The sequence below is a fragment of the Heyndrickxia oleronia genome, from assembly GCF_017809215.1.
GTDB classification, from domain to species: Bacteria; Bacillota; Bacilli; order Bacillales; family Bacillaceae_C; genus Heyndrickxia; species Heyndrickxia oleronia.
Genome location: NZ_CP065424.1, coordinates 4,526,035 through 4,549,429, shown reverse-complemented (window position 1 = coordinate 4,549,429; position 23,395 = coordinate 4,526,035). Strand labels below are relative to the sequence as shown.

Sequence of the window (23,395 nt, the reverse complement as noted above, 5' to 3'; positions counted from 1 at the left end):
AGGAGAAGCGAGAAGATCGAGGAAACGAGCGAAGGAGCACCGTAGCGTATTAAACATACGTGAGGATGCGAATGAGTGAGTTGACGAAGAGATTCGAAGCTTATCATTGGCCGTAGGTTAAGTTAGTAAGGGCGCACGGTGAATGCCTTGGCACTAGGAGCCGATGAAGGACGGGACTAACACCGATATGCTTCGGGGAGCTGTAAGCGAGCTTTGATCCGGAGATTTCCGAATGGGGGAACCCACTGCCCGTAATGGGGTAGTATCCTTACTTGAATACATAGAGTAAGGAAGGCAGACCCGGGGAACTGAAACATCTAAGTACCCGGAGGAAGAGAAAGCAATTGCGATTTCCTGAGTAGCGGCGAGCGAAACGGAAGAAGCCCAAACCAAGAGGCTTGCCTCTTGGGGTTGTAGGACACTCTATACGGAGTTACAAAGGAACGGAGTAAATGAAGAGGTCTGGAAAGGCCCGTCAAAGAAGGTAACAACCCTGTAGTTGAAACTTCGTTCCCTCCAGAGTGGATCCTGAGTACGGCGGGACACGTGAAATCCCGTCGGAAGCAGGGAGGACCATCTCCCAAGGCTAAATACTCCCTAGTGACCGATAGTGAACCAGTACCGTGAGGGAAAGGTGAAAAGCACCCCGGGAGGGGAGTGAAAGAGAACCTGAAACCGTGTGCCTACAAGTAGTTAGAGCCCTGTGCGTATTTTCCTTCGGAAAAACGCCGGGTGATAGCGTGCCTTTTGTAGAATGAACCGGCGAGTTACGATTTCATGCAAGGTTAAGCTGAAGAGGCGGAGCCGCAGCGAAAGCGAGTCTGAATAGGGCGATAGAGTATGAGGTCGTAGACCCGAAACCAGGTGATCTACCCATGTCCAGGGTGAAGGTAAGGTAACACTTACTGGAGGCCCGAACCCACGCACGTTGAAAAGTGCGGGGATGAGGTGTGGGTAGCGGAGAAATTCCAATCGAACTTGGAGATAGCTGGTTCTCTCCGAAATAGCTTTAGGGCTAGCCTTAAGGTAAGAGTCTTGGAGGTAGAGCACTGTTTGGACTAGGGGCCCTCATCGGGTTACCGAATTCAGACAAACTCCGAATGCCAATGACTTATCCTTAGGAGTCAGACTGCGAGTGATAAGATCCGTAGTCAAGAGGGAAACAGCCCAGACCACCAGCTAAGGTCCCAAAGTATACGTTAAGTGGAAAAGGATGTGGAGTTGCTTAGACAACCAGGATGTTGGCTTAGAAGCAGCCACCATTTAAAGAGTGCGTAATAGCTCACTGGTCGAGTGACTCTGCGCCGAAAATGTACCGGGGCTAAACGTATCACCGAAGCTGTGGATGGACACCTATGCATCTTTTCCTTCGGAAAAATGCTGGGTGTCCGTGGTAGGAGAGCGTTCTAAGGGCTGCGAAGCTAGACCGTAAGGACTGGTGGAGCGCTTAGAAGTGAGAATGCCGGTATGAGTAGCGAAAGAAGGGTGAGAATCCCTTCCACCGAATGCCTAAGGTTTCCTGAGGAAGGCTCGTCCGCTCAGGGTTAGTCGGGACCTAAGCCGAGGCCGAAAGGCGTAGGCGATGGACAACAGGTTGATATTCCTGTACCACCTCTTCACCGTTTGAACGATGGGGGGACGCAGGAGGATAGGGTAAGCGCACTGCTGGAATAGTGCGTCCAAGCAGTTAGAGGGGTGACGAGGCAAATCCCGTCACCATGTACCTTGAGCTGTGATGGCGAGGGAAATTTAGTACCGAAGTTCCTGATTCCACACTGCCTAGAAAATCCTCTAGTGAGGTGAAAGGTGCCCGTACCGCAAACCGACACAGGTAGGCGAGGAGAGAATCCTAAGGTGAGCGAGAGAACTCTCGTTAAGGAACTCGGCAAAATGACCCCGTAACTTCGGGAGAAGGGGTGCTCTGTTAGGGTGCAAGCCCGAGAGAGCCGCAGTGAATAGGCCCAGGCGACTGTTTAGCAAAAACACAGGTCTCTGCGAAGCCGTAAGGCGAAGTATAGGGGCTGACGCCTGCCCGGTGCTGGAAGGTTAAGAGGAGAGGTTAGTCGCAAGACGAAGCTTTGAATTGAAGCCCCAGTAAACGGCGGCCGTAACTATAACGGTCCTAAGGTAGCGAAATTCCTTGTCAGGTAAGTTCTGACCCGCACGAAAGGCGCAACGATCTGGGCACTGTCTCAACGAGAGACTCGGTGAAATTATAGTACCTGTGAAGATGCAGGTTACCCGCGACAGGACGGAAAGACCCCGTGGAGCTTTACTGCAGCTTGATATTGAATTTTGGTACAGCTTGTACAGGATAGGTAGGAGCCTTTGAAACCGGAGCGCCAGCTTCGGTGGAGGCATCGGTGGGATACTACCCTGGCTGTATTGAAATTCTAACCCGCACCCCTGAATCGGGGTGGGAGACAGTGTCAGGCAGGCAGTTTGACTGGGGCGGTCGCCTCCTAAAAGGTAACGGAGGCGCCCAAAGGTTCCCTCAGAATGGTTGGAAATCATTCGCAGAGTGTAAAGGCACAAGGGAGCTTGACTGCGAGACCTACAAGTCGAGCAGGGACGAAAGTCGGGCTTAGTGATCCGGTGGTTCCGCATGGAAGGGCCATCGCTCAACGGATAAAAGCTACCCCGGGGATAACAGGCTTATCTCCCCCAAGAGTCCACATCGACGGGGAGGTTTGGCACCTCGATGTCGGCTCATCGCATCCTGGGGCTGTAGTCGGTCCCAAGGGTTGGGCTGTTCGCCCATTAAAGCGGTACGCGAGCTGGGTTCAGAACGTCGTGAGACAGTTCGGTCCCTATCCGTCGTGGGCGTAGGAAATTTGAGAGGAGCTGTCCTTAGTACGAGAGGACCGGGATGGACGCACCGCTGGTGTACCAGTTGTCTTGCCAAAGGCATCGCTGGGTAGCTATGTGCGGAAGGGATAAGTGCTGAAAGCATCTAAGCATGAAGCCCCCCTCAAGATGAGATTTCCCTTAGTTTATCTAAATAAGATCCCTGAAAGATGATCAGGTTGATAGGTTCGAGGTGGAAGTGTGGCGACACATGGAGCTGACGAATACTAATAGATCGAAGACTTAACCAAATAGATTTGAGGTTATGAACCGTTACTTCTTTATATATCTAGTTTTGAGGGAATAAACCCTTAATAAAATATAGTCTGGTAATTATGGCAAGAAGGTCACACCCGTTCCCATCCCGAACACGGAAGTTAAGCTTCTTAGCGCCGATGGTAGTTGGGGGCTCTCCCCCTGCAAGAGTAGGACGTTGCCAGGCGATGCCCCTAAATTGGGGCTATTATTTTTCTAAACTATATTAGCAAATTCTGCTAACGTGGCCCGTTGGTCAAGCGGTTAAGACACCGCCCTTTCACGGCGGTAACACGGGTTCGAATCCCGTACGGGTCACCACTTAATAAATTTTTATATCGGAGGATTAGCTCAGCTGGGAGAGCACCTGCCTTACAAGCAGGGGGTCGGCGGTTCGATCCCGTCATCCTCCACCATTAATTATTTTGAAAGTGGTTATATTTTTTGTGTATTAAAATAGTTGAATTTTTTTGACGTTTGAAAAGTCGGAATAAATAATTTACAATATAAATGTACGAGCTTTTGTATTATAAATTATAGACTGCACGATCAATCAATTTATTATGAGCCATTAGCTCAGTTGGTAGAGCATCTGACTTTTAATCAGAGGGTCGAAGGTTCGAGTCCTTCATGGCTCATCAAAGTTTGCTTTGATTCAATTTGCGGAAGTAGTTCAGTGGTAGAACACCACCTTGCCAAGGTGGGGGTCGCGGGTTCGAATCCCGTCTTCCGCTCCAAACAACCCATGCCGGGGTGGCGGAACTGGCAGACGCACAGGACTTAAAATCCTGCGGTAGGTGACTACCGTACCGGTTCGATTCCGGTCCTCGGCACTAGAAATTTTTACGAAGTAAAAGATTTAAGGATTTTTGCAAAGCAAAAGATCCTTCCATAAAATATCTTACGATATAATGTATGCGCCCGTAGCTCAATTGGATAGAGCGTTTGACTACGGATCAAAAGGTTAGGGGTTCGACTCCTCTCGGGCGCGCCATGAACGGGAAGTAGCTCAGCTTGGTAGAGCACATGGTTTGGGACCATGGGGTCGCAGGTTCGAATCCTGTCTTCCCGACCATTATACAATTGGGGCCTTAGCTCAGCTGGGAGAGCGCCTGCTTTGCACGCAGGAGGTCAGCGGTTCGATCCCGCTAGGCTCCACCAATATCTAAAATTAAAATATCTATGGCGGCGTAGCTCAGCTGGCTAGAGCGTACGGTTCATACCCGTGAGGTCGTGGGTTCGATCCCCTCCGCCGCTACCATAGAGGACCTTTAGCTCAGCTGGTTAGAGCAGACGGCTCATAACCGTCCGGTCGTAGGTTCGAGTCCTACAAGGTCCATCATATAAAATTGGAGGAATACCCAAGTCTGGCTGAAGGGATCGGTCTTGAAAACCGACAGGCGGGTTACACCGCGCGGGGGTTCGAATCCCTCTTCCTCCGCCATAACTATTCCTTTTAAAATTTTTTAATAATATCGTCGCGGGGTGGAGCAACGAGCGTTACTTCATCGAACAACTGCGAGTTGTACCGATTGAACTACTACTAGAGTAAGCATACTGAAATCGGGACAGTTGATGAAAAGATTTGATTAAAAAATTTTTTATAATATCATCGCGGGGTGGAGCAGTCTGGTAGCTCGTCGGGCTCATAACCCGAAGGTCGCAGGTTCAAATCCTGCCTCCGCAATCATTTCAAGTATTCTTGAAAGAATTTTGGTCCGGTAGTTCAGTTGGTTAGAATGCCTGCCTGTCACGCAGGAGGTCGCGGGTTCGAGTCCCGTCCGGACCGCCATTAAATTATGCAAAGATTAATATGGAGGGGTAGCGAAGTGGCTAAACGCGGCGGACTGTAAATCCGCTCCCTCAGGGTTCGGCGGTTCGAATCCGTCCCCCTCCACCATTTATAAAATAGGGGCATAGTTTAAAGGTAGAACTAAGGTCTCCAAAACCTTCAGTGTGGGTTCGATTCCTACTGCCCCTGCCATGGCGGATGTGGCGAAGTGGTTAACGCATCGGATTGTGGTTCCGACATTCGTGGGTTCGATTCCCATCATCCGCCCCATACTTAATGAATATTGCGGGTGTAGTTTAGTGGTAAAACTACAGCCTTCCAAGCTGTTGTCGTGAGTTCGATTCTCATCACCCGCTCCAAAATACATAAAGGGCCTATAGCTCAGCTGGTTAGAGCGCACGCCTGATAAGCGTGAGGTCGATGGTTCGAGTCCATTTAGGCCCACCATTTTTTATATTTATATATTCCGCAGTAGCTCAGTGGTAGAGCTATCGGCTGTTAACCGATCGGTCGTAGGTTCGAATCCTACCTGCGGAGCCATTTTTATATAAGATTTCTAGAGCGCATTAGCTCTTTTTTTGTATATTGAATAGTAACGTGGTCAAAATAGCCTAGCTTGAAAAGGTTATTTATTTTTGTTAGTATACAGAATGAACGTTCAGTATTAATGTTAATATTGGCATTGGAGTTGAAATAGTTGAATAAAAAGAAAATCCAAAGTGAACAAACCAAAAAGCGTGTAGCAGATGCTGCAAGGAATTTGTTTGCTAATAAAGGATATAAAGCCACTTCAATTGAAGATATTGTTGAAGCTACCGGGAGTAGTAAAGGAAATATATATTACCACTTTAAAAGTAAGGAAGGATTATTTTTATATTTATTAGATGAATGGGATAAAGAGTGGGAACAGAAATGGGTAGAAAAAGAATCATTATATAAAACAACGAAGGAAAAACTTTTTGGGATGGCAGAACAAATGGTTCTTGATGATTTGAATCACCCACTTACAAAAGCAGCTGATGAGTTTTTTAATAATGAAGAAAAGACTGGTGAGATTGAAGAACGAATTGCAGAGATGGTAATGGGACATTTGAAATTTAATCAAAAATTAATTCAGCAAGGTATAGATAGTGGTGAATTTAAAAAAGAAGACGTAGAAAGTCTCGCTATTATTCTAGAAAGCTTATTAATTGGTCTAAGCCAGATGTCCAGAAAGTCAACAGTTGAGGAGGCATTAACTTTATACAAATTAGCATTTAATGTATTTTTGTTTGGAATATCAACAAGCTCTAATAGATAAAATAAGTGAGGGATTACACCTGGAAGGATGTAGCATATACCAGGTAAGGGTAATCCTGTAAATTAATATAGAATGAACGTTCAGTATTTCTAAGTTCATGAGGAGGTTATTTATGTCATTATTGTTCAGAAATAGGGGAGCTATATTGCTTCTTATGCTAAATATATTTTTAATTTTTACGGGAATTGGTCTTGTTATACCTATAATGCCGACTTATATGATCGAGCTACATATTAATGGGAGCATCGTAGGATTGCTTGTTGCAGCTTTTTCTCTAACCCAGCTTATATTCTCTCCATTTGGTGGGAAACTATCAGATTCAATTGGCAGAAAAAAGATTATAATTGCTGGAATGATCATTTTTGCTGTTTCTGAATGGATATTTGGAGTAGCTAATTCATCATTTCTTCTATTCGCTTCTAGAATGCTAGGAGGAATCGGTGCCGCTTTAATTATGCCGTCTGTTATGGCATACGCAGCGGATGTAACATCTACTAAAGAGAGAGCTAAAGGTATGGGTTTTATTAATGCTGCTATAACTACTGGATTTATTATTGGACCAGGAATTGGTGGCTATATAGCTGAATTTGGGATTCGTGTACCATTCTTTGCTGCAGCAGTTGCGGGTGTGGTTGCGGCGATTATTACTTTACTCGTATTACCAGAATCTAATATTAAAAAAGAATCTGAATTAGCACAGCCTAGACAAACAAATAAACAAAGTTTAATCAGTCAATTGCTTCACTCCTATAAGGAGCCATATTTTTTAAGTTTAATTATCGTGTTTGTTATGTCGTTCGGTTTAGCTAACTACGAAACGGTTTTTGGATTGTTTGTTGATCAAAAGTTTGGGTTTTCACCGAAAGATATTGCGTTTATTATAACATTCGGATCTATTTCAGGTGCAGTAGTACAAATGACTATATTCGGATGGATGCTAAATCGCTTTGGAGAGAGGAAAGTTATTTCATCTTGCTTAATTATTGCTAGTCTATTTGTATTATTAACTTTATTTGTGCATAAGTATTGGCTGATTGTTGTAGTCACTTTCATTGTGTTCTTATCAATTGATATTTTACGACCTGCCATTGGAACACAGATGTCGAAAATGGCTCAGGATCAACAAGGATATGTAGCTGGATTAAACTCGGCTTACACAAGTCTGGGGAATATCATGGGTCCTATAGTGGCTGGTTTCCTATTTGATATGAATGTTAATTATCCATATGTTTCAGCTTTTATCGTTCTTTTCGCCTGTTTTGTTTTGTCAATCCGGGCAGCAAGAAAGGTTGACAGCATAAATACCCAAGTTAAACTAAGGAAAAGCTAAAATAGATATTTTTTTAAAAGATTCAGTTGTACTACTGAGTCTTTTTTTATTTTATTCACAGGATATTTTCTTAATTATATCGAATATGGTTGACTATGTAGTATGCAGGAACGAAGAAAGGAGAAATGAGATGGGAAATCTACTTCATCTGATTGATTGGAAAGAAAAAAATAATAGGGAAATGGATAAACTTTTATCCGTTAAGGAAGCTTTAACCGTTCAATCGATGAATTCTGGATATGAAGCTGAAGTAGTCAAAATTATTCATCAAGGCGATCAATTTGTACTTAAAGTATGGAATAGGGACTCTAAACCAAATATTCAATTTCAATATCATTTATTACAAATGCTTACTCAAAGAGAGGTTCCTGTTTCAAGGCCATTAGCATGGGGAGTGGATAGCAAAGAAAATAAAGTATTATTAACAACATATGATGGACACCCTTTTCAAACATTTAGTAGAAAAAACATCACTGAGATGGCACGGATTTTATCAAAAATACATGGGATATCTCCATATCAAATTAAAAATGCTAATCTACCAAAGTATCAATTTATCGATTATTTTTTTTTCGGGATTGAGGAACACCAAGATCTTAGTCAATTATTAATCCAGTTGGTAAAAAAAGCGCAAATAGCACAGAGTGATTTCATTCATGGAGATTATCATTTTGAAAATATCGTAGAAGAAACGGAAACATTTACAGTTATAGATTGGACAAATGCTCAATTAGGGGATAAAAGATATGATTTTGCTTGGAGTGTATTTCTATTAAAAATTTATGGGATATCAGAAAAACATGCTTCATTATTTCGTTCAGTTTATATATCGGAACATTCTATTAGTCAGGATGAAGAAGAGGTATTGGAAGCAATAGCTTGTATTAGATGGTTTTTATTTTATAGAAAAAATAGAATCCCTATCCGCAATAATACTTTAGACAAGGTTCAAAAAATAATAAAAAATAACCCTTATCTTAATAAAACTTTACTTTATACATAAATAAAAAGGGAGGAGGAAAAGGTTTAAATTAATCAATCTCTTTCATTATACTAAAAGTTCCTATTGAAATGTCAAAATACTCTATCATTCGCTATTTTATATGAAAATTTTGTAGATTAAATGTGAAATTTTAGATAAAATAGTATTCTTTTAACATTTTTTATCATTTACATGTTATGATATGTTAGTATGATTACGGATTAATAGGAATAAGGAGAGGAATAATGATTAAGAGAATTAAAGCATTGTGTGTCCTTGTAATTGTCGTATTAGTTGCACTTTCTTCAAACTTTAATGTCTCAGCAGCAACACTTGTTGGGAAAGATCTATATACAATGAAGAATGTTTCAATCGAGATTAATGGAAAAAAGGCTTCTATCAAATCGTCTATTTTGAATAAAAAAGGTCATCTTTTATTACCAATGAGAGAATTATATGAAGCACTTGGTGCACAAGTGTCATGGGATCCAAAGAAGAAAACAGCAAGTTCTATTAGAAATGGAAAACGTGTGGATCTAACGATTAATTCTAAGACTGCCAAGGTGGATGGAGTAAACGTTTCAATGGAAGTCGCTCCTCTACTTTATAAGAATAGAACATATTTCCCTCTAAGATTCGCCAGTGAAAATTTCGATGGGATCGTTGTTTGGAATGAAGGAAAACAAAAGGTTGAAATTACATTAGATCAATCAAACGGAAGTAATCCTCCTCCTACTCCAAATGTACCGGAGGGAGAAAAGTATACGTTATATATTAATAATCAGAAGATAATGATGGACGATCCAGTTATCATTAAAGAGGGTAGGACATATATTCCTGCTAAATATTTTTATAATTATGTTGAGGATTCATCAGGTTTATGGGTATCTGATCGAGTGTTTGAAATGTTGTTAGCTGGACTTAGCTTCCAATTTACAGATGGAAGCAACAATATATTAGTCAATCAAGAACCTGTTTCTATAGATGAGAAACCATTTATCAAATCAGGAGAAATGTATGTTCCTGCTCCTTTCCTTGTTAAAGCTTTAGGGGGGAATTTACGTAATCTTGTTGGCAGAAAAGAAATCTATATTACGTTTAATGATTATATGTTTTATAGTGAGTTTTTGGAAAAACAGGAAGGTTCAACTCCTAAACCTCAATATATACCAAATGCTCAATTAGAAGGATCACGAAATTTATTAGTTAGTGACAATCCGGAGAAAATTAATGCATATATGTTATACGGAACTACAGCAACACTTTCAATGCAAGAGGTTCAATCAACTACAGCAACAAATGAGCACCGAGTATTTGGCTGGCATTTAAATGAACTTGGTACAAAAGCCAAAATTGCCATTACTATTCAAAATATCTCGGATACAAATAGTATTAAGATTACGAATTCTAAAGGGTTAGCGAAAACTTCGGATAATAGTTGGATTACTTATAATGTAGGTTTACCAATTGCAGATTCCCTATTAAATGGAAAATTAAAAAACTCTGAAAGTACTGGTATTGTTATAAATCCAGGCGAGACAAAAGTGATTGAAGCATATGACTTGGCTCCAGAGTTTCTAGTCGGCTTCTTACAGGATATTGATATTAGTTCTGTAAATGGAGGAAATAGTAAGTATATTATACGAACTGTTTTAGCTCAAAATGATGAAGATTTAACAAAGGTTCATTCTGATCCAATTTCAACAGATAGATATGCACATCCTAGAGGTGCCTGGCCACAGTCTACACTAAAAACGGAAATACCAGCCTATACAGTTGGCACACCAGAAGTGGGTTATAATCTTTCAAATGGTCAAACAGATCATTTGTTAACGGCTGAAAATTCACTATCTACTATCAATGGGTCAGTTGGAAATCCAGGTCATTTTGGAATGACTTATAAGGTAAGTATTCCAATTGTAAATCCAACTGGTAGTCCAGCAAAAGTAAAAATCGTTTTAGCAGGTAGGGGTGGTCTTTACAGTGGAGCTGTGAAGATGAATGGAAAAGTTCATTTAATCCCAACACTTAAACCTAGTCAGGAATATGTAGAGCTTCCTGAGTATACGGTAAGTGGTTCATCAGATACCATCAATTTAGAAATTATGCATGCTGGTGGCGCTAACTTACCAGTTGCTGTTTATGTAGAATCAGTTGAATAAAAGCAAGGGGTCTGATCCCAATTAGAATACTCTATCTAGAGCGATTTCGTAATAGATATTGTATGTTGTGGGGCTGACCCCTTTTTTATTCCTTTATTTTTAATTTCTGATCTACAAACTACATTGAATAATGACAACTGAACATAATAAACATCTGAAACCTCCTTACTTGATTATGCTTCTTTAAAGGAATAAAATATGTAAGTCTATGAACCAAAAAGAAAGGAGTGCTTCATTTTGGCACAGTCATTAAAAGGAAAAGTAGCATTTGTAACAGGTGCTGGAAAAGGGATTGGCAGAGCTATCGCCATTGCTCTAGCAAAAGAAGGAGTTAATGTTGGCTTACTTGCACGTACGGAGGGAACACTTAAAGAGGTTTCTAATGAAATAGAGAAATTAGGGGTAAAAGCAGCTTATGCAACTGTAGATGTTTCTTCCTTAGCTGAAGTGGAAAAAGCAATCGAAAAGGTAACAAATGAGCTTGGAAAAGCAGATATTTTAATCAATAATGCAGGTATAGGTAAATTTGCATCAGTTTTAGATATGGATCCTGAAGAATGGAAGAAAACCATCGATGTTAATTTGATGGGAACGTATTATGTCACTCGAGTGGTACTCCCTCAACTAATTGAAAAAAATGCTGGGGATATTATCAATATTTCATCTACGAATGGTTTAAACGGTGCAGCGACTTCAAGTGCATATAGCGCTTCTAAATTCGGAGTTATTGGCTTTACAGAATCATTAGCTCAAGAAGTTCGCCGCAACAATATTCGAGTGACAGCATTAACGCCAAGTACAGTTGTAACAGAACTGGCTGTACAAAGTAATTTAATCACAAAAAATGAGGAAAAATACATTCAGCCAGAGGATATTGCAGAATTTATTGTTTCTCAATTGAAATTAAATCCAAGAGTTTATGTGAAAACAGCTAGTCTTTTAGGAACAAATCCATTCTAATTTGTAATGGCTAAAATCATAAGGGGTAGGTGCTTTATTGCACCTACCTCTTTTGCGTTCCAAATTATTATTGTTAAAGGTTATTTTCGTATAGTTTATTGCTTTTGTAAAAGCTCAACTGTCGGCTTTTACATCCAGCCGTTCTTATGGAGATTGCCGCTCTTTTCTTTAGTAAAATGAGATGTGTAGCGATCTACAGCCGATAGTTATTAGTTAATTTTACTTAAATAAATAGCAACAATGTTTGAGGAAAGAGCTTTGTTAAACAATTTTAGAGCATGAAAAATCCTGTACAAGGGGAAAATAGGAAAAAAGGAGGCTAGCTTATGAAAGAGATAGATAAAAACCATATGGATAGATTTACTATTGCAGGAACAAATATTGATGAAGTAAAAAGGCAAAATGAACGATCAGGATTGTCGTATAATCAGGTAAAAGAGATGCTTGCTAAAACGACAGGTGGCAAGGGAACCTGGATCTATAGTGATACAAATATTGAAGAGGTAAAAAAGAAAAACCAACAGTTGATGGAATCTGAATAAAATGAAATCATCATGTTAATATATGAAATATTGTGTTTTCATAACGTTAGATGATTAAATCCTAAGTGGTAAAAAAACATTTAGGATTTTTGTTTTTTAAGCGGAGAAACAGAAACTTTTCTCTTTCTCATTCGTAAGATTAATAAATAACTATAAGAAGGAGGTATTTAAGTATGGACATTGTTTTTATAGTTCTTGGATCTATATATGTTCTTTATATCTTGATAATGGTTCCTTTGCAATATTCTTATATTTCATCTATGAAAGAGTTAGAGAAAACTACTAGGAAATCACATAATGAAATATATGAGGATATGAGTTTTGAAAATGAGCAACTTCATTATCATCTTCAAGGAAGTATCTTTAATTTGCCTTCCAATCTAATTGCTTCGGTTATTTATAAATTTCGCCATCATAAAAAGTAGAACTTCAATTGCTTCCGTAAAAATTTTTAAAAATGTTACCGCTTCCACTTGTGCTTTTCAGAATTGAATGGTACTATTAACCTATAATCAAATAGTGCATCACATGTTACTGATACGATCAGGCATGGTGGTAAGAAAAGAGTTGAACTTTCAACTTTTTCGTACCCCCATGCCTTTTTGCGCTACATATTAATTAAGAAGTATTAGAAATGGAATGAGAAAAGGAGTCATTTAGTATGGTATTCAACTTTTTTAAAAAAGAAAAAGAAGAATTACAGATATATGCACCAATTAATGGAGAGATTATTTCGATTGAAGAGGTACCTGATCCTGTTTTTAATCAAAAGATGATGGGAGAGGGAGTTGCGGTTATTCCAACAGAGGGGAGTATTTGTTCTCCAGTTGATGGAACAATTCTTCAAGTTGCCCCTACAAAACATGCAGTGGGAATCCTTGCTAAGGATGGTTCGGAAATTTTGATCCATATTGGTTTAGAGACGGTCGCATTAAAAGGAGAAGGGTTTCAGGTTGCTGTAACTACTGGTGATAAAGTTTCAAAGGGACAACGACTGATTGATGTTGACTGGGAATATATTAAGCTACATGCTAAAAGCATTATTACGCCAATTGTTATAACAAATAGTAGTCATGGAGATAAACAGTATATCGTTACAAAGGAAAAGGAAGGCATACAAGGAGAAACCGTAATCATCACATCTTCCGAAACGTGATACACTGTGAATATAGTGAAAAACAAGGAGATGGCTTCCGATGAAGATATCAAAGATTCTTAATAATAATGCTGTGATTGTAGTAGATAATCAGCAGGAGAAGATTGCGGTTGGAGCAGGAATTGCCTTTGGTAAGAAGAGAAATGATATTTTAAATTCAGGGAAAATAGAAAAACTTTTCGTAATGAAGGAAAATGAGAAGCTTCAACAGCTGCTAAGTCGGATACCGGAAGAGCATTTTATCATCTCGGAAAAAATTATTTCCTTTGCTGAGGATTATATTGGAACAAAGTTAAATGAACATATTCATATCGCACTGACGGATCATCTTTCGTTTGCAATTGAAAGAGAACGTGAAGGAATTCAATTAAAAAACAAGCTTCTCCATGAGATAAGAATATTGTATAAAAAAGAGTTTGAAATTGGGCTTTGGGCAATTAAGCATATTAAGGAGTCTTGTAATATTGATATGCCCATCGATGAGGCTGCGTATATTGCCCTTCATATACATACAATGAAGGTTCAGGGTGGTGATATGCGACAAACAGTCATACAAACAACGATTATTAGGGATATTGTTGAGACCATCACAAAATTTTTACAAATTAAAGTAAGTGAAGATGATATTTCTTACCATCGACTGATCACGCATTTACGATTTGCTTTAACTCGTATTAATCAGTCAGAAGTGAATACAATGGATGAAGAGATGCTGGACATGATCAAAAAGAAATTTCCACTCTCCTATCAATGTACGTTAGAAGTGGCTAAGAAAGTATCATCACAACATGGCATAGTCTTGCCAGACCACGAATTAGGATATATTACCCTGCATATTGAAAGATTACAAAAGCAATAAATGGATATAGAAAAATTAAAGGGGGTGAGATGTAAGGAGTTATACTATGAATAAATTACGTATATGTTTGTTAAGCTTGCCATCATTTAGCTAAAATCCAGAATAAAGAACGGCTCTTATTTACTTTATATTACTTACTACTAATGTCACTAGATATTTCATTAAAGATTAACGCATTCAATTGGAATTGCATGAAGTACTATGTGACGGGAATGGAATGTTTTAGCTATTTGGTTATTTAATTATTCAGTATAACCCTATTTAGAAAATTAAGTATATGTATGATCTTTTGATTATGAATGAATCTAATATCAAAATATTTAGATCTAAAAGAGACTGATTATTCCGTATTTTTAGGGGGAGAACGAAAAATGATGAACTATTTTCAAAGAATGGGTAAGTCGTTAATGCTTCCAGTCGCCGTATTACCAGCGGCAGCCATTCTTACTGGGATTGGATATTGGATTGATCCAACTGGATGGGGAGAAGGAAGTCCAGTCGCAGCGTTTTTAATTAAGGCGGGTAACTCTATATTGAATAATATTCCAATTCTCTTCGCAGTTGGGTTGGCGTTGGGGATGTCAAAACAAAAGGACGGTGCAGCAGCATTAAGTGGGTTAGTAGCATTTCTAGTAGTGAAAACTTTGCTTTCTCCTGATTCTGTTGCCATGTTGCAAGGAATCGAAGAGGCTAATGTCGATCCTGCCTTTTCAAAAATAGATAATGCATTTGTTGGGATTATTTCAGGATTAATTGCTGCAAGCATGTATAATCGCTTTAGTAAAGTACAACTACCTGCAGCATTTGCGTTTTTTAGTGGGAAACGACTCGTTCCTATTGTGACGGCATTTTTAATGTTAGTGGTATCGGTTATACTATTCTTCGTATGGCCAGTGGTCTATACTGGACTTGTTTCCTTCGGAGAATCAATCAGTAAATTAGGTGCTGCCGGTGCTGGACTGTATGGATTCTTTAATAGATTATTAATTCCAACTGGCTTGCATCATGCGTTAAATAATGTATTTTGGTTTGATGTAGCTGGAATTAATGATATTGGTAACTTCTGGTCAAATAAAGGTGAAAAGGGAATTACAGGAATGTATCAAGCTGGATTCTTCCCTGTTATGATGTTTGGATTACCGGCAGCTGCGCTTGCAATGTACCATACAGCAAAAACAAAGCAGAAAAAAGTAACGGCATCATTAATGTTAGCTGCTGGATTTGCTGCATTCTTTACGGGAGTAACAGAACCGCTTGAATTTGCTTTTATGTTTGTTGCACCAGCGCTTTATTTTGTGCATGCAATATTAATGGGACTTTCGTTAACAATAGCGGCATTGTTCCATTGGACGGCAGGATTTAGCTTTAGTGGGGGCTTTATCGACTTTTTCTTAAGTTTACGAGTTCCAATCGCTAACCAGCCATATATGTTAATTCTTCAGGGACTAGTTTTTGCAGTTATTTACTATTTCTTATTCAGATTCTTGATCGTGAAATTCAACTTGAAAACACCAGGTAGAGAGGATGATCCTGTTGCAGTTGGAGAGGGAGTACTTGGAGAATCAACGGCTACAGCAGGTGCTTCAGGAAGCAAATTTGCGAATATGGCTGCGATTATTTATGAAGGTTTAGGGGGAGATGCAAATGTCACTGGTGTTGACAATTGTATTACCCGCTTAAGAGTAGATGTGCGAAATATGAATGCGGTCGATCAAAATAAAATAAAATCAGCCGGTGTTCCAGGAATTAAAGTCGTAGGTTCGAATCATATTCAAGTTGTTGTAGGGACATCTGTACAATTTGTCGCTGATGAAATTGCAAAAATACGTGATGAAAAAGGTGCCTGATTTTCATATAAACAACTTGCATCAGCATTCAAATATAATTGAATAGAGAAACAAAATGAAGAGGTGCTTATAAAGGGGTGAGTTGACTCCTATATATACACCTCTTTTAATATGGTTGTTTAGTTGCACGGCTGTATAGGGTAATTAATAGGACAAGCATGATAATGTCTAGACGAGCATTAAATGCAAATGAGATTATACTAGAATGTAAAATTGGAATTTTAGTAACTAGTATGGCTCCCAGCATGATTCCGATTAAAGGAATTGTCGCAAGTTTAATCACTCTATTCATTAAGATCAATACACCGCACACGACCTCTAGAGCTGCGACTATATACATTAATATTACCGGAAATGGTAGTCCTAGGCTAATAAAGTAATTACCCAATTCCTCATTAAGTAGTTTCATAAGTCCTGAGGTGATGAAAACATAGGCAATAAGAAATCTAATAATGGCTATGGACGTATACATACATCTTCCCCTCCCCTTATATCTATATGCACGTTTGGTGACAAGCTATGTACAAATGGACAAAAATTCTGAAAATAATTAAACTAAATAAAAGGAGTGATAAAATTGATTAGACTGTTTGTGACAAGACACGCTGAAACCGACTGGAATCGACAAAGAAGGTTACAAGGGTGGAAGGATTCTGAGCTGACTGAAACAGGTATAAACAATGCAATCGCGCTTGGACATAGGCTCAGGGATATAAAGTTTCAATCAGTTTACGTAAGTCCAAGTACTCGAACGATTAAAACCGCTGAGCTTATTATAGGTGATAGAAACTATCCAATGATAATAGATGATTGTCTTAGAGAAATACATCTAGGAGAGTGGGAGGGGCAAACACAAGAGTTCCTTGAGAAGGAGTATTCTAAAGAATACAACGCCTTTTGGAACTCACCGCATTTATATCAATCCGAAACCGGAGAGAGCTTTGCTCAGTTACAAGAAAGGGTTCAAAAGGCATTAAAACGTATATTAGCTGAAAACGACGAAGGAAATATACTTGTTGTGACACATACAGTATTCATCAAGTCTTTATTAGCGCATTTCAAACAATTCCCCCTTGAAAAGCTTTGGTCACCCCCATTTATCTATGATACAAGCCTTACAATTATTGAAGTCGATACTGAATCTAAAATAACCGTGGAAGGTGATATTACACATCTTTCTAAGGGGGGCTTGTAATGATTCGCTATGCGGTGGGGGCAATTGTTTTTCATGGCACAAAATTTATGCTTGTTCATAAGGTGAAAATACGCACACTAAAGGGTGCTAGTGATTTTAAAGGAGAATGGGATTTTCCAAAAGGAGGGGTAGAGCCGTCGGATGACAGCCTTACCAGTGCGTTAATAAGGGAATTAGAAGAGGAAACGGGTTCGAGGAATTATCAAATCATCAAACAACTTGCTGAACCGATTTGTTTTGCATTTAGTAAGGAATTCACTGAACAAACAGGGTATGATAAACAGATGACGACCATGTTTATCGTTGAATATAAGGGGAAACCTTCTGTACTCAAGGCAAAGGATAATGAAATCAATGAAATTCTATTTCTTAATAAGTTAGAAGTATTGCAGAGATTAACTCATGATGAAACGAAAAGTTATTTTGAAGCTGTATATGATAACTATTTTAATTGAATTTCAAATTTAAATGATTTAATGTAGATAGCTTCGATTGTTTCGAGGCTTTTTTTATTTATAACAATGATTTTAATAGAATTTTACTTGTGGTTCTCACTTTTCATAAGAACCGCTGAACCTTTTATTAGGTGTAAATACCGGTAGTAGGGCTTTTATAAAAGCAACATACAATACGAAAACAGCTTTTTTTACAAATGGTCTTGACCTTTACGTTACGTGAAGGTGTATCTTGAAAGTAGAGGAGGTGAGCTCATGGAATATACTGTGCAAAAGCTTGGTAAATTGGCAGGGGTAAGTACAAGAACACTCCGATACTATGATGAGATTGGAATTCTTAAGCCGGCAAGAATCAATTCATCTGGATATCGGGTATATGGTCAAGGAGAAGTGGATCGTTTGCAGCAAATTTTATTTTATCGCGAATTAGGTGTCAGTCTAGATCGTATTAAGAAAATTATTACATCCCCTTCCTTTGATGGAACCCAAGCACTTAGAGAGCACCGTGAAAAACTCCTCGAAAAAAGGAAACAATTAGACGTCTTAATTGCAAATGTAGATAGAACCATTCAATTATCAGAAGGGAGAATTCAAATGTCAGATCAAGAAAAATTTGAAGGATTTAAGAAGAAAATGATTGAGAATAATGAAAAGGAATATGGGGAAGAAATCCGCAAAAAATATGGAAATGGGACAGTTGACCAGTCTAATGCAAAACTAATGAATATGACAGAGGAGCAATATGAAGAAGTAACGAAATTAGAGAAACTAGTAAAGGAAACTTTGGCGGAAGCTTTTGCAACAGGAGACCCAGCAAATGATATTGCTCAAAAAGCCGCTGATTTGCATAGGCAATGGCTCTCATATTATTGGAAAGATTACAGTAAGGAAGCACATGTAGGACTCGCACAAATGTATGTTGCCGATGAAAGATTTACCGCTTATTATGATGAAGAACAACCAGGAATGGCAGAGTTTTTAAAGAATGCGATTCAAATTTATACGAAGAAATAAAAGGTAGTAGTTAGAATAAAGGAAAAAATTAAGTATATAGTGACTAGTTGGCAGAAAAATAGAATTTCCAATAAAAAACTTCAGCTGTATTAAAAAAAGGGGGATGTCTTATTTAATAAGGCATCCCCTACCTTAAAAGCTTTGCCTTTCATTTTACTGCGAAAAAGAGCTGCAATCTCCATAAGAACCAAAGAAAAAGTTTATTGGGTGTGAAAGCCGGCAGTTGGGCTTTTACAAGAGCAACAAACTATACGGAAGCAGCTTTTAAAATAACTTGTTGAGTAGGACCTAGGAGTAGAGCATTTTCAATTTTAAGTTCGTATTGAACTCCATCGATAAGTAATATTGAAATAGTGTTACTAGTCACTTTTTCAACCACTTTTATAGTTTCTACATGATAGCCTTCATTTTCAAGGTGTAAGAGAACTGCATTATGAAACTTCAGAGGCTCTTTATACCACTTATACCAATTATCCAACTCAAAACGAATGGTAGTATCTCTTTGAAAAAGGGACTTTCTTAAGCGTTTAAACAAATGAACTCCCCCATTATCCTTTCTCTTTTTCTTATATTAAATCTAACACAGGTTTGGTTTATATTACCAATGGCATCTAAAATATCATGATTTATATCTCTCTAAAGAGCGTCTACTTTTAAATGTAAAAAACTTATTTATATATGAAAGTTCTACTGCCGGTTTTATTCCTAATAAAGGGTTTGCGCGTTCTTTTGAATTTTGTAGTACTTTCTCAGTGGAATGAAAGACTTGTCGATTTCGATTAGTTAAAACATTGAATAATTAGTAACAATGTATGAGAAATGCTTCTTATTAACTATGAAGATTAAAAGTCATCATTTGATGTTTTATCATGTAGCTATTTCAATTACAATGATAGTAACATTATATTTAGACCGAAGAGATCAGAATTTTTTTGGAGGAGATTGTAGTTGAGTAATAAAGTGTTAATTATTGAAGATGAAGAAAGTATTCGGGGCTTTATAAAAATTAATTTTAATATGCATAATTTTCAAGTGATAGAGGCGGAGTCGGGCGAAAAGGGTTTAATGATGGCGAGCTCAGAACATCCCGATATTGTTATCTTAGACGTGATGTTACCCGGGATAGATGGCTATCAAGTATGTGAATCATTGAGAAGAGAATTTCCCGATATAGGTATTATTATGCTTACTGCAAAAGGGCAGGATTTGGATAAAATTAAGGGGTTAGAGCTCGGAGCAGATGATTATGTTGTTAAACCATTTAATCCAATGGAGCTCATTTTGCGTGCGAAATCTTTAGTGAGAAGAGTAGGAGAAAAGCATGACCAAGTACAAAGTCAAAATGTCACATATGGACCATTTGTGATTGATACATATTCCAAAAAGGCTTATAAGAATGATAGAGAATTATCACTAACACCAAAGGAGTTTCATTTATTACAATTATTTATGGAAAATCCGGGAAAAGCTTTTTCAAGAAATGCTTTATTGGATACAATATGGGGCAGTGATTTTGTAGGGGATCATAAAATTGTTGATGTAAATATAAGAAGGCTGCGAGTGAAGATAGAAGATAAAACGTCAAAGGATTTATTTATTGAAACCGTATGGGGTACTGGCTATCGATGGAGGAAGGATTAAGCAGATGTTCAAGAAAAGAAACAAGAGTGTTTCTTCAAAAAGTATAAAAACAAGACTTGTTGGTAATTTCATCATTATTATCCTCATAAGTGTGTTAGTCTTTGAAGCGTTACTTATTTATTTTACTAGATATTACTTCTATCATAATGTCGAAAACGTATTAACAAATCAAATTAGAATTTCCTCGGACTTTTATTCAAAGTATTTTTCCAATGTTCCGCTCGAAGAGAATGTCATTGATAATGTAGATGTCTTTTGGCAGCAAACGAATGCACAGGTGCAAATTGTTGATTTGAAAGGCAGGGTCCTTTTAGATTCAATTGGAGTAGAAAATAAACAAACTCTAGGTAGCTCTGATTTCTATGATGCTTTGGCAGGAAAGAAGGGCGTTAGTATTGGAAAAGTTGACTATGGGCGCGAAAAGGTAATGACTGTGTCCTATCCTTTGAAATCAGATGAAGAAGTCGTAGGGGTATTGAGATTCATTACCTCACTTTCTGCCGTTGATAAAGTAATAAGGAATATAACTCTTATCTTTATTAGTATAGGGATTGTTGTAATTGTTATTACTGGTGCTATTGGTTTAATTCTCTCCTCAAGCATTGTGCTTCCACTAAGAGAGGTAACAAATGCAGCGGAGATTATGGCCGGAGGTAATTTAGAAATACGAATAAAGAAAAATAGAAATGATGAGATTGGAAAACTAGTGGATACGTTAAACTATATGGCAGAGGAAATAAAGAAAAGGGAAGAAATCAAAGATGATTTTATCTCCTTGGTTTCTCACGAGCTGAGAACTCCTCTTACTTCAATAAAGGGCTGGGCTTCAACATTAAGTCGGGTTGATCGAAATGAAACCAAAATATTTGATGATGGCTTGACAATTATTGAAAAGGAAAGTGACAGACTAGCCATAATGGTTGAAGAACTACTTGACTTTTCAAGTTTTGCTTCAGGGAAAATTTCTTTAAACAAGAAAAAAACAGATCTTAAAGATATTTTTCATTTTATTGAAAAACAAATGCGGCCAAAGGCAATGCGAGAAGGGATACATTTTCAAGTAGAGTGTGAGGAACTCCCACATATTGAACTAGACGGAGATCGAATTAAACAGGTATTGATTAATCTTTTAGGAAATGCCTTAAAATTTACTCCTCCTGATGGTACAGTCTCTCTGCGTGGTTTTATGGAGAAAGATGCGGTTATCATGTCTGTAATTGATACAGGATGTGGAATAAGTAAAGAAGAATTGCCAAGAATTACGGAAAAGTTTTATAAAGGAAAAAATAGTAAAGCACATACAGGTTTAGGTCTTTCTATATGTGATGAAATAGTCAAACTTCATAAGGGAAGTCTCCAATTTAAAAGTGAAGTAAATGTGGGGACAGAAGTTATTGTTAAGCTACCACTTGAAATCAATCATACAGGGGTATCATTATGAAGCGAAAATTACATAGGGTACTGACCCTAATCCTATTGTTAATGATGGCAACCTTAATGGGATGTACGTCAAGAGACTTTAGTATTGGTGGGAAAATTGCTCCTCCCGTAAATGAGAGGATAACCATTAAGGGGACGTGGAAGATTGCAGAGTTTATAACGGCAGATGAAGGTCATGCAAATAAAAGCGATCAAATTCAAGATTATATCGGGAAAACGGCTAAATTTAATCATGAAGTTTGTGTTTTTGGTAAAGATGAATGTTTGAAGCCCGAATATAAGATGATTAATGTGTCAGCGGTTGATTATATGCAGAATAAATTTAAAATCACGCCAGAACAGATTGGAATTCATGATAAAAGAATGGATATAATTACTGTCACTTCAAACAATCAAATTTTCTATGAATTTATGAAGGTAAATGATCAAACCTTATATGTATCTGTGGAAGATGGTTTTTTTAAATTAGAAAAAAGATCAGAAAACGTTCATATAGGCAAAAAAAACAATGATTTAAAAAATACAAAAATCAATGCAAGTATTACAAGTGAGGACAAAAATCCATTTAAATCGGGACTCTTGCTCGGGATTCGTTCCCAGGACAATACCTACAAAACCTTGTGGATCAGCTATATTAATAAAAAATTGCATCCAGTAATGGAGACTGAGCAACTTTTTGTCCCAAGGAAAAAAGGATTTTGGGAAATAGGGTATAAAAAAGCCAACGAAGGTGTGGGTGGAAGCCTATATGTTAAGCCCGATGTTGCGGCACCAAGTAAGCTAGAATTAAAGTCTAGAAATATTCTTACAGAAAATAGTGAACGAAGAATAGTTTTTGTTGGAAATGATTACATTGGCACAGAGCGTTTTCAACGCTATCAGGTGCTTCCAATTGACCACATTAGTGGGGGAAAAGGGATTACACTTTCAGATGTAACTATTAAACATTCTTCCAATGCGTTAATTCGTTCAAGTGAGGCATTTATTGCATCGCTAGAAAAAAAGAAGGCACAACTGCTTAATCCTGAACCAATAGAGGACAATTTCATTTTAGAAAGACGCAATGGCCATTGGATTATACGAGGCAGACTCTATTATAAGCAGCCTATTGGATCGAAGAATTACGAGGATTTTGATATCAATGTTATGGTTCCTTCAAAATTAATCCAGTATGATGAAATGAATATTCCTTGGGGAGAAATCAAATCGAAAATGCCTTGGGTGATCGATGCGTATGAATCTCCAAATAAAGATCTATTAATATTGATATCTACAGATACAATTTATATTTATTCGCTCGAAAACGGGAATATCTCAAAACATCCATTGAAGGAAATTCCATTAAATGAAGGAGATTCAATTGTTATGGCTGAATGGTCACTCGGACATTATGTTGAGAAGTGGGGAGAAATTGTTCAAAGAAAGTTCATCCCTTTCAAGGAAAAATGATTTAAGTAAAGATTGCTTTTGTATCGTTTATTGCTTTTATAAAAGCCCTACTGCCGGCTTTTCACTTCATAAGAATTCAGCGGGTTCTAATGGAGTTTCTCAGTGAGTGGAAGAGGGGCGACGGTCTTCAACCTATATTTAATAGTTAACACTTTACCTAAATAGCCAT

Annotated in this window: 18 protein-coding genes, 19 tRNA genes and 2 rRNA genes; 37 read left to right on the top strand and 2 right to left on the bottom strand. The window is 38.0% G+C overall.

Annotated features, from left to right (window positions below; translation table 11 throughout):
- Positions 1 to 115 precede the first annotated feature (115 nt).
- From I5818_RS22910 to nagE, 31 genes are all read left to right on the top strand, one after another.
- Positions 116 to 3,098 (top strand): 23S ribosomal RNA (locus I5818_RS22910).
- Between the two features lie 74 nt (positions 3,099 to 3,172).
- Positions 3,173 to 3,289 (top strand): 5S ribosomal RNA (gene rrf / locus I5818_RS22905).
- A gap of 59 nt (positions 3,290 to 3,348) precedes the next feature.
- Positions 3,349 to 3,423: transfer RNA gene (locus I5818_RS22900), tRNA-Glu, on the top strand.
- Positions 3,424 to 3,442: 19 nt separating this feature from the next.
- Positions 3,443 to 3,518 (top strand) — tRNA-Val (locus I5818_RS22895).
- Between the two features lie 149 nt (positions 3,519 to 3,667).
- A tRNA-Lys gene (locus I5818_RS22890) sits at positions 3,668 to 3,740 on the top strand.
- A gap of 24 nt (positions 3,741 to 3,764) precedes the next feature.
- Positions 3,765 to 3,839 (top strand) — tRNA-Gly (locus I5818_RS22885).
- A gap of 10 nt (positions 3,840 to 3,849) precedes the next feature.
- Positions 3,850 to 3,935 (top strand) — tRNA-Leu (locus tag I5818_RS22880).
- A gap of 84 nt (positions 3,936 to 4,019) precedes the next feature.
- A tRNA-Arg gene (locus I5818_RS22875) sits at positions 4,020 to 4,096 on the top strand.
- 4 nt (positions 4,097 to 4,100) lie between these two features.
- A tRNA-Pro gene (locus I5818_RS22870) sits at positions 4,101 to 4,177 on the top strand.
- 10 nt (positions 4,178 to 4,187) lie between these two features.
- Positions 4,188 to 4,263, top strand: a tRNA-Ala gene (locus I5818_RS22865).
- A gap of 23 nt (positions 4,264 to 4,286) precedes the next feature.
- Positions 4,287 to 4,363 (top strand) — tRNA-Met (locus I5818_RS22860).
- A 4-nt stretch (positions 4,364 to 4,367) separates the two neighbouring features.
- Positions 4,368 to 4,441, top strand: a tRNA-Ile gene (locus I5818_RS22855).
- Between the two features lie 12 nt (positions 4,442 to 4,453).
- Positions 4,454 to 4,546 (top strand) — tRNA-Ser (locus tag I5818_RS22850).
- A gap of 169 nt (positions 4,547 to 4,715) precedes the next feature.
- A tRNA-Met gene (locus I5818_RS22845) sits at positions 4,716 to 4,789 on the top strand.
- Positions 4,790 to 4,817: 28 nt separating this feature from the next.
- Positions 4,818 to 4,894 (top strand) — tRNA-Asp (locus tag I5818_RS22840).
- A 23-nt stretch (positions 4,895 to 4,917) separates the two neighbouring features.
- Positions 4,918 to 5,002: transfer RNA gene (locus I5818_RS22835), tRNA-Tyr, on the top strand.
- A 10-nt stretch (positions 5,003 to 5,012) separates the two neighbouring features.
- A tRNA-Trp gene (locus I5818_RS22830) sits at positions 5,013 to 5,086 on the top strand.
- 2 nt (positions 5,087 to 5,088) lie between these two features.
- A tRNA-His gene (locus tag I5818_RS22825) sits at positions 5,089 to 5,164 on the top strand.
- Positions 5,165 to 5,179: 15 nt separating this feature from the next.
- Positions 5,180 to 5,253, top strand: a tRNA-Gly gene (locus I5818_RS22820).
- A gap of 11 nt (positions 5,254 to 5,264) precedes the next feature.
- Positions 5,265 to 5,341 (top strand) — tRNA-Ile (locus I5818_RS22815).
- A gap of 18 nt (positions 5,342 to 5,359) precedes the next feature.
- Positions 5,360 to 5,434 (top strand) — tRNA-Asn (locus tag I5818_RS22810).
- 157 nt (positions 5,435 to 5,591) lie between these two features.
- Entirely contained in the window at positions 5,592 to 6,194 is a 603-nt protein-coding gene (locus tag I5818_RS22805) for a TetR/AcrR family transcriptional regulator (protein ID WP_058003239.1), read from the top strand.
- Between the two features lie 112 nt (positions 6,195 to 6,306).
- Complete coding sequence (locus I5818_RS22800) at positions 6,307 to 7,524, top strand: MFS transporter (protein WP_058003238.1); 1,218 nt, start codon at positions 6,307 to 6,309, stop codon at positions 7,522 to 7,524.
- Positions 7,525 to 7,654: 130 nt separating this feature from the next.
- Positions 7,655 to 8,527: an aminoglycoside phosphotransferase family protein gene (locus I5818_RS22795; RefSeq protein ID WP_209391823.1), complete on the top strand. Its 873-nt coding sequence runs from the start codon at positions 7,655 to 7,657 to the stop codon at positions 8,525 to 8,527.
- Positions 8,528 to 8,751: 224 nt separating this feature from the next.
- Positions 8,752 to 10,668, top strand: a complete 1,917-nt coding sequence (locus tag I5818_RS22790; protein WP_078111448.1) for a stalk domain-containing protein — start codon at positions 8,752 to 8,754, stop codon at positions 10,666 to 10,668.
- A gap of 237 nt (positions 10,669 to 10,905) precedes the next feature.
- On the top strand, positions 10,906 to 11,628 hold the full coding sequence (locus tag I5818_RS22785; RefSeq protein WP_058003235.1) for a 3-ketoacyl-ACP reductase: 723 nt from the start codon (positions 10,906 to 10,908) through the stop codon (positions 11,626 to 11,628).
- A 326-nt stretch (positions 11,629 to 11,954) separates the two neighbouring features.
- Positions 11,955 to 12,170, top strand: coding sequence for a gamma-type small acid-soluble spore protein (locus tag I5818_RS22780; protein ID WP_173720040.1), 216 nt, complete (start codon positions 11,955 to 11,957; stop codon positions 12,168 to 12,170).
- A gap of 173 nt (positions 12,171 to 12,343) precedes the next feature.
- Positions 12,344 to 12,595 carry a DUF3949 domain-containing protein gene (locus tag I5818_RS22775; RefSeq protein WP_071976439.1) on the top strand — a complete coding sequence of 84 codons (252 nt, stop codon included), beginning with the start codon at positions 12,344 to 12,346 and terminating at the stop codon, positions 12,593 to 12,595.
- A gap of 236 nt (positions 12,596 to 12,831) precedes the next feature.
- The gene (locus I5818_RS22770) at positions 12,832 to 13,326 is read left to right on the top strand and encodes a PTS sugar transporter subunit IIA (protein WP_058003233.1); all 495 of its coding nucleotides are present in this window, start codon (positions 12,832 to 12,834) and stop codon (positions 13,324 to 13,326) included.
- Positions 13,327 to 13,366: 40 nt separating this feature from the next.
- Positions 13,367 to 14,185: a PRD domain-containing protein gene (locus tag I5818_RS22765; protein WP_071976438.1), complete on the top strand. Its 819-nt coding sequence runs from the start codon at positions 13,367 to 13,369 to the stop codon at positions 14,183 to 14,185.
- Between the two features lie 371 nt (positions 14,186 to 14,556).
- On the top strand, positions 14,557 to 16,032 hold the full coding sequence (gene nagE, locus I5818_RS22760) for an N-acetylglucosamine-specific PTS transporter subunit IIBC (RefSeq protein ID WP_058003232.1): 1,476 nt from the start codon (positions 14,557 to 14,559) through the stop codon (positions 16,030 to 16,032).
- 106 nt (positions 16,033 to 16,138) lie between these two features.
- Here nagE and I5818_RS22755 read toward each other — a convergent pair whose 3' ends face one another.
- Positions 16,139 to 16,504 carry a DoxX family protein gene (locus I5818_RS22755; RefSeq protein ID WP_058003231.1) on the bottom strand — a complete coding sequence of 122 codons (366 nt, stop codon included), beginning with the start codon at positions 16,502 to 16,504 and terminating at the stop codon, positions 16,139 to 16,141.
- Between the two features lie 105 nt (positions 16,505 to 16,609).
- Here I5818_RS22755 and I5818_RS22750 point away from each other — a divergent pair, with 105 nt between their 5' ends.
- The 3 genes from I5818_RS22750 to I5818_RS22740 all read left to right on the top strand — a co-directional run bounded on the left by I5818_RS22750 (position 16,610) and on the right by I5818_RS22740 (position 18,696).
- Entirely contained in the window at positions 16,610 to 17,227 is a 618-nt protein-coding gene (locus tag I5818_RS22750; protein ID WP_058003230.1) for a histidine phosphatase family protein, read from the top strand.
- A complete protein-coding gene (locus I5818_RS22745; RefSeq protein ID WP_058003229.1) occupies positions 17,227 to 17,682 on the top strand; it encodes an NUDIX hydrolase in 456 nt (151 codons plus the stop codon). The genes I5818_RS22750 and I5818_RS22745 overlap by 1 nt, the downstream gene beginning before the upstream one ends.
- 255 nt (positions 17,683 to 17,937) lie before the next feature.
- On the top strand, positions 17,938 to 18,696 hold the full coding sequence (locus tag I5818_RS22740; protein ID WP_071976437.1) for a MerR family transcriptional regulator: 759 nt from the start codon (positions 17,938 to 17,940) through the stop codon (positions 18,694 to 18,696).
- A 247-nt stretch (positions 18,697 to 18,943) separates the two neighbouring features.
- On the opposite strand, the gene I5818_RS22735 is transcribed toward I5818_RS22740, so the two are convergent.
- Positions 18,944 to 19,231: a hypothetical protein gene (locus I5818_RS22735; protein WP_078110374.1), complete on the bottom strand. Its 288-nt coding sequence runs from the start codon at positions 19,229 to 19,231 to the stop codon at positions 18,944 to 18,946.
- 413 nt (positions 19,232 to 19,644) lie between these two features.
- Here I5818_RS22735 and I5818_RS22730 point away from each other — a divergent pair, with 413 nt between their 5' ends.
- Genes I5818_RS22730 through I5818_RS22720 form a run of 3 tightly spaced genes read left to right on the top strand, consistent with a single transcriptional unit; the run spans position 19,645 to position 23,226 of the window.
- A complete protein-coding gene (locus I5818_RS22730) occupies positions 19,645 to 20,337 on the top strand; it encodes a response regulator transcription factor (protein WP_058003226.1) in 693 nt (230 codons plus the stop codon).
- 4 nt (positions 20,338 to 20,341) lie between these two features.
- Positions 20,342 to 21,778 (top strand): sensor histidine kinase, encoded by a 1,437-nt coding sequence (locus tag I5818_RS22725; protein WP_071976435.1) that lies wholly within the window; start codon positions 20,342 to 20,344, stop codon positions 21,776 to 21,778.
- On the top strand, positions 21,775 to 23,226 hold the full coding sequence (locus I5818_RS22720) for a hypothetical protein (RefSeq protein ID WP_071976434.1): 1,452 nt from the start codon (positions 21,775 to 21,777) through the stop codon (positions 23,224 to 23,226). Before I5818_RS22725 ends, I5818_RS22720 begins: the two co-directional genes overlap by 4 nt.
- The last annotated feature ends 169 nt before the right edge of the window (positions 23,227 to 23,395 follow it).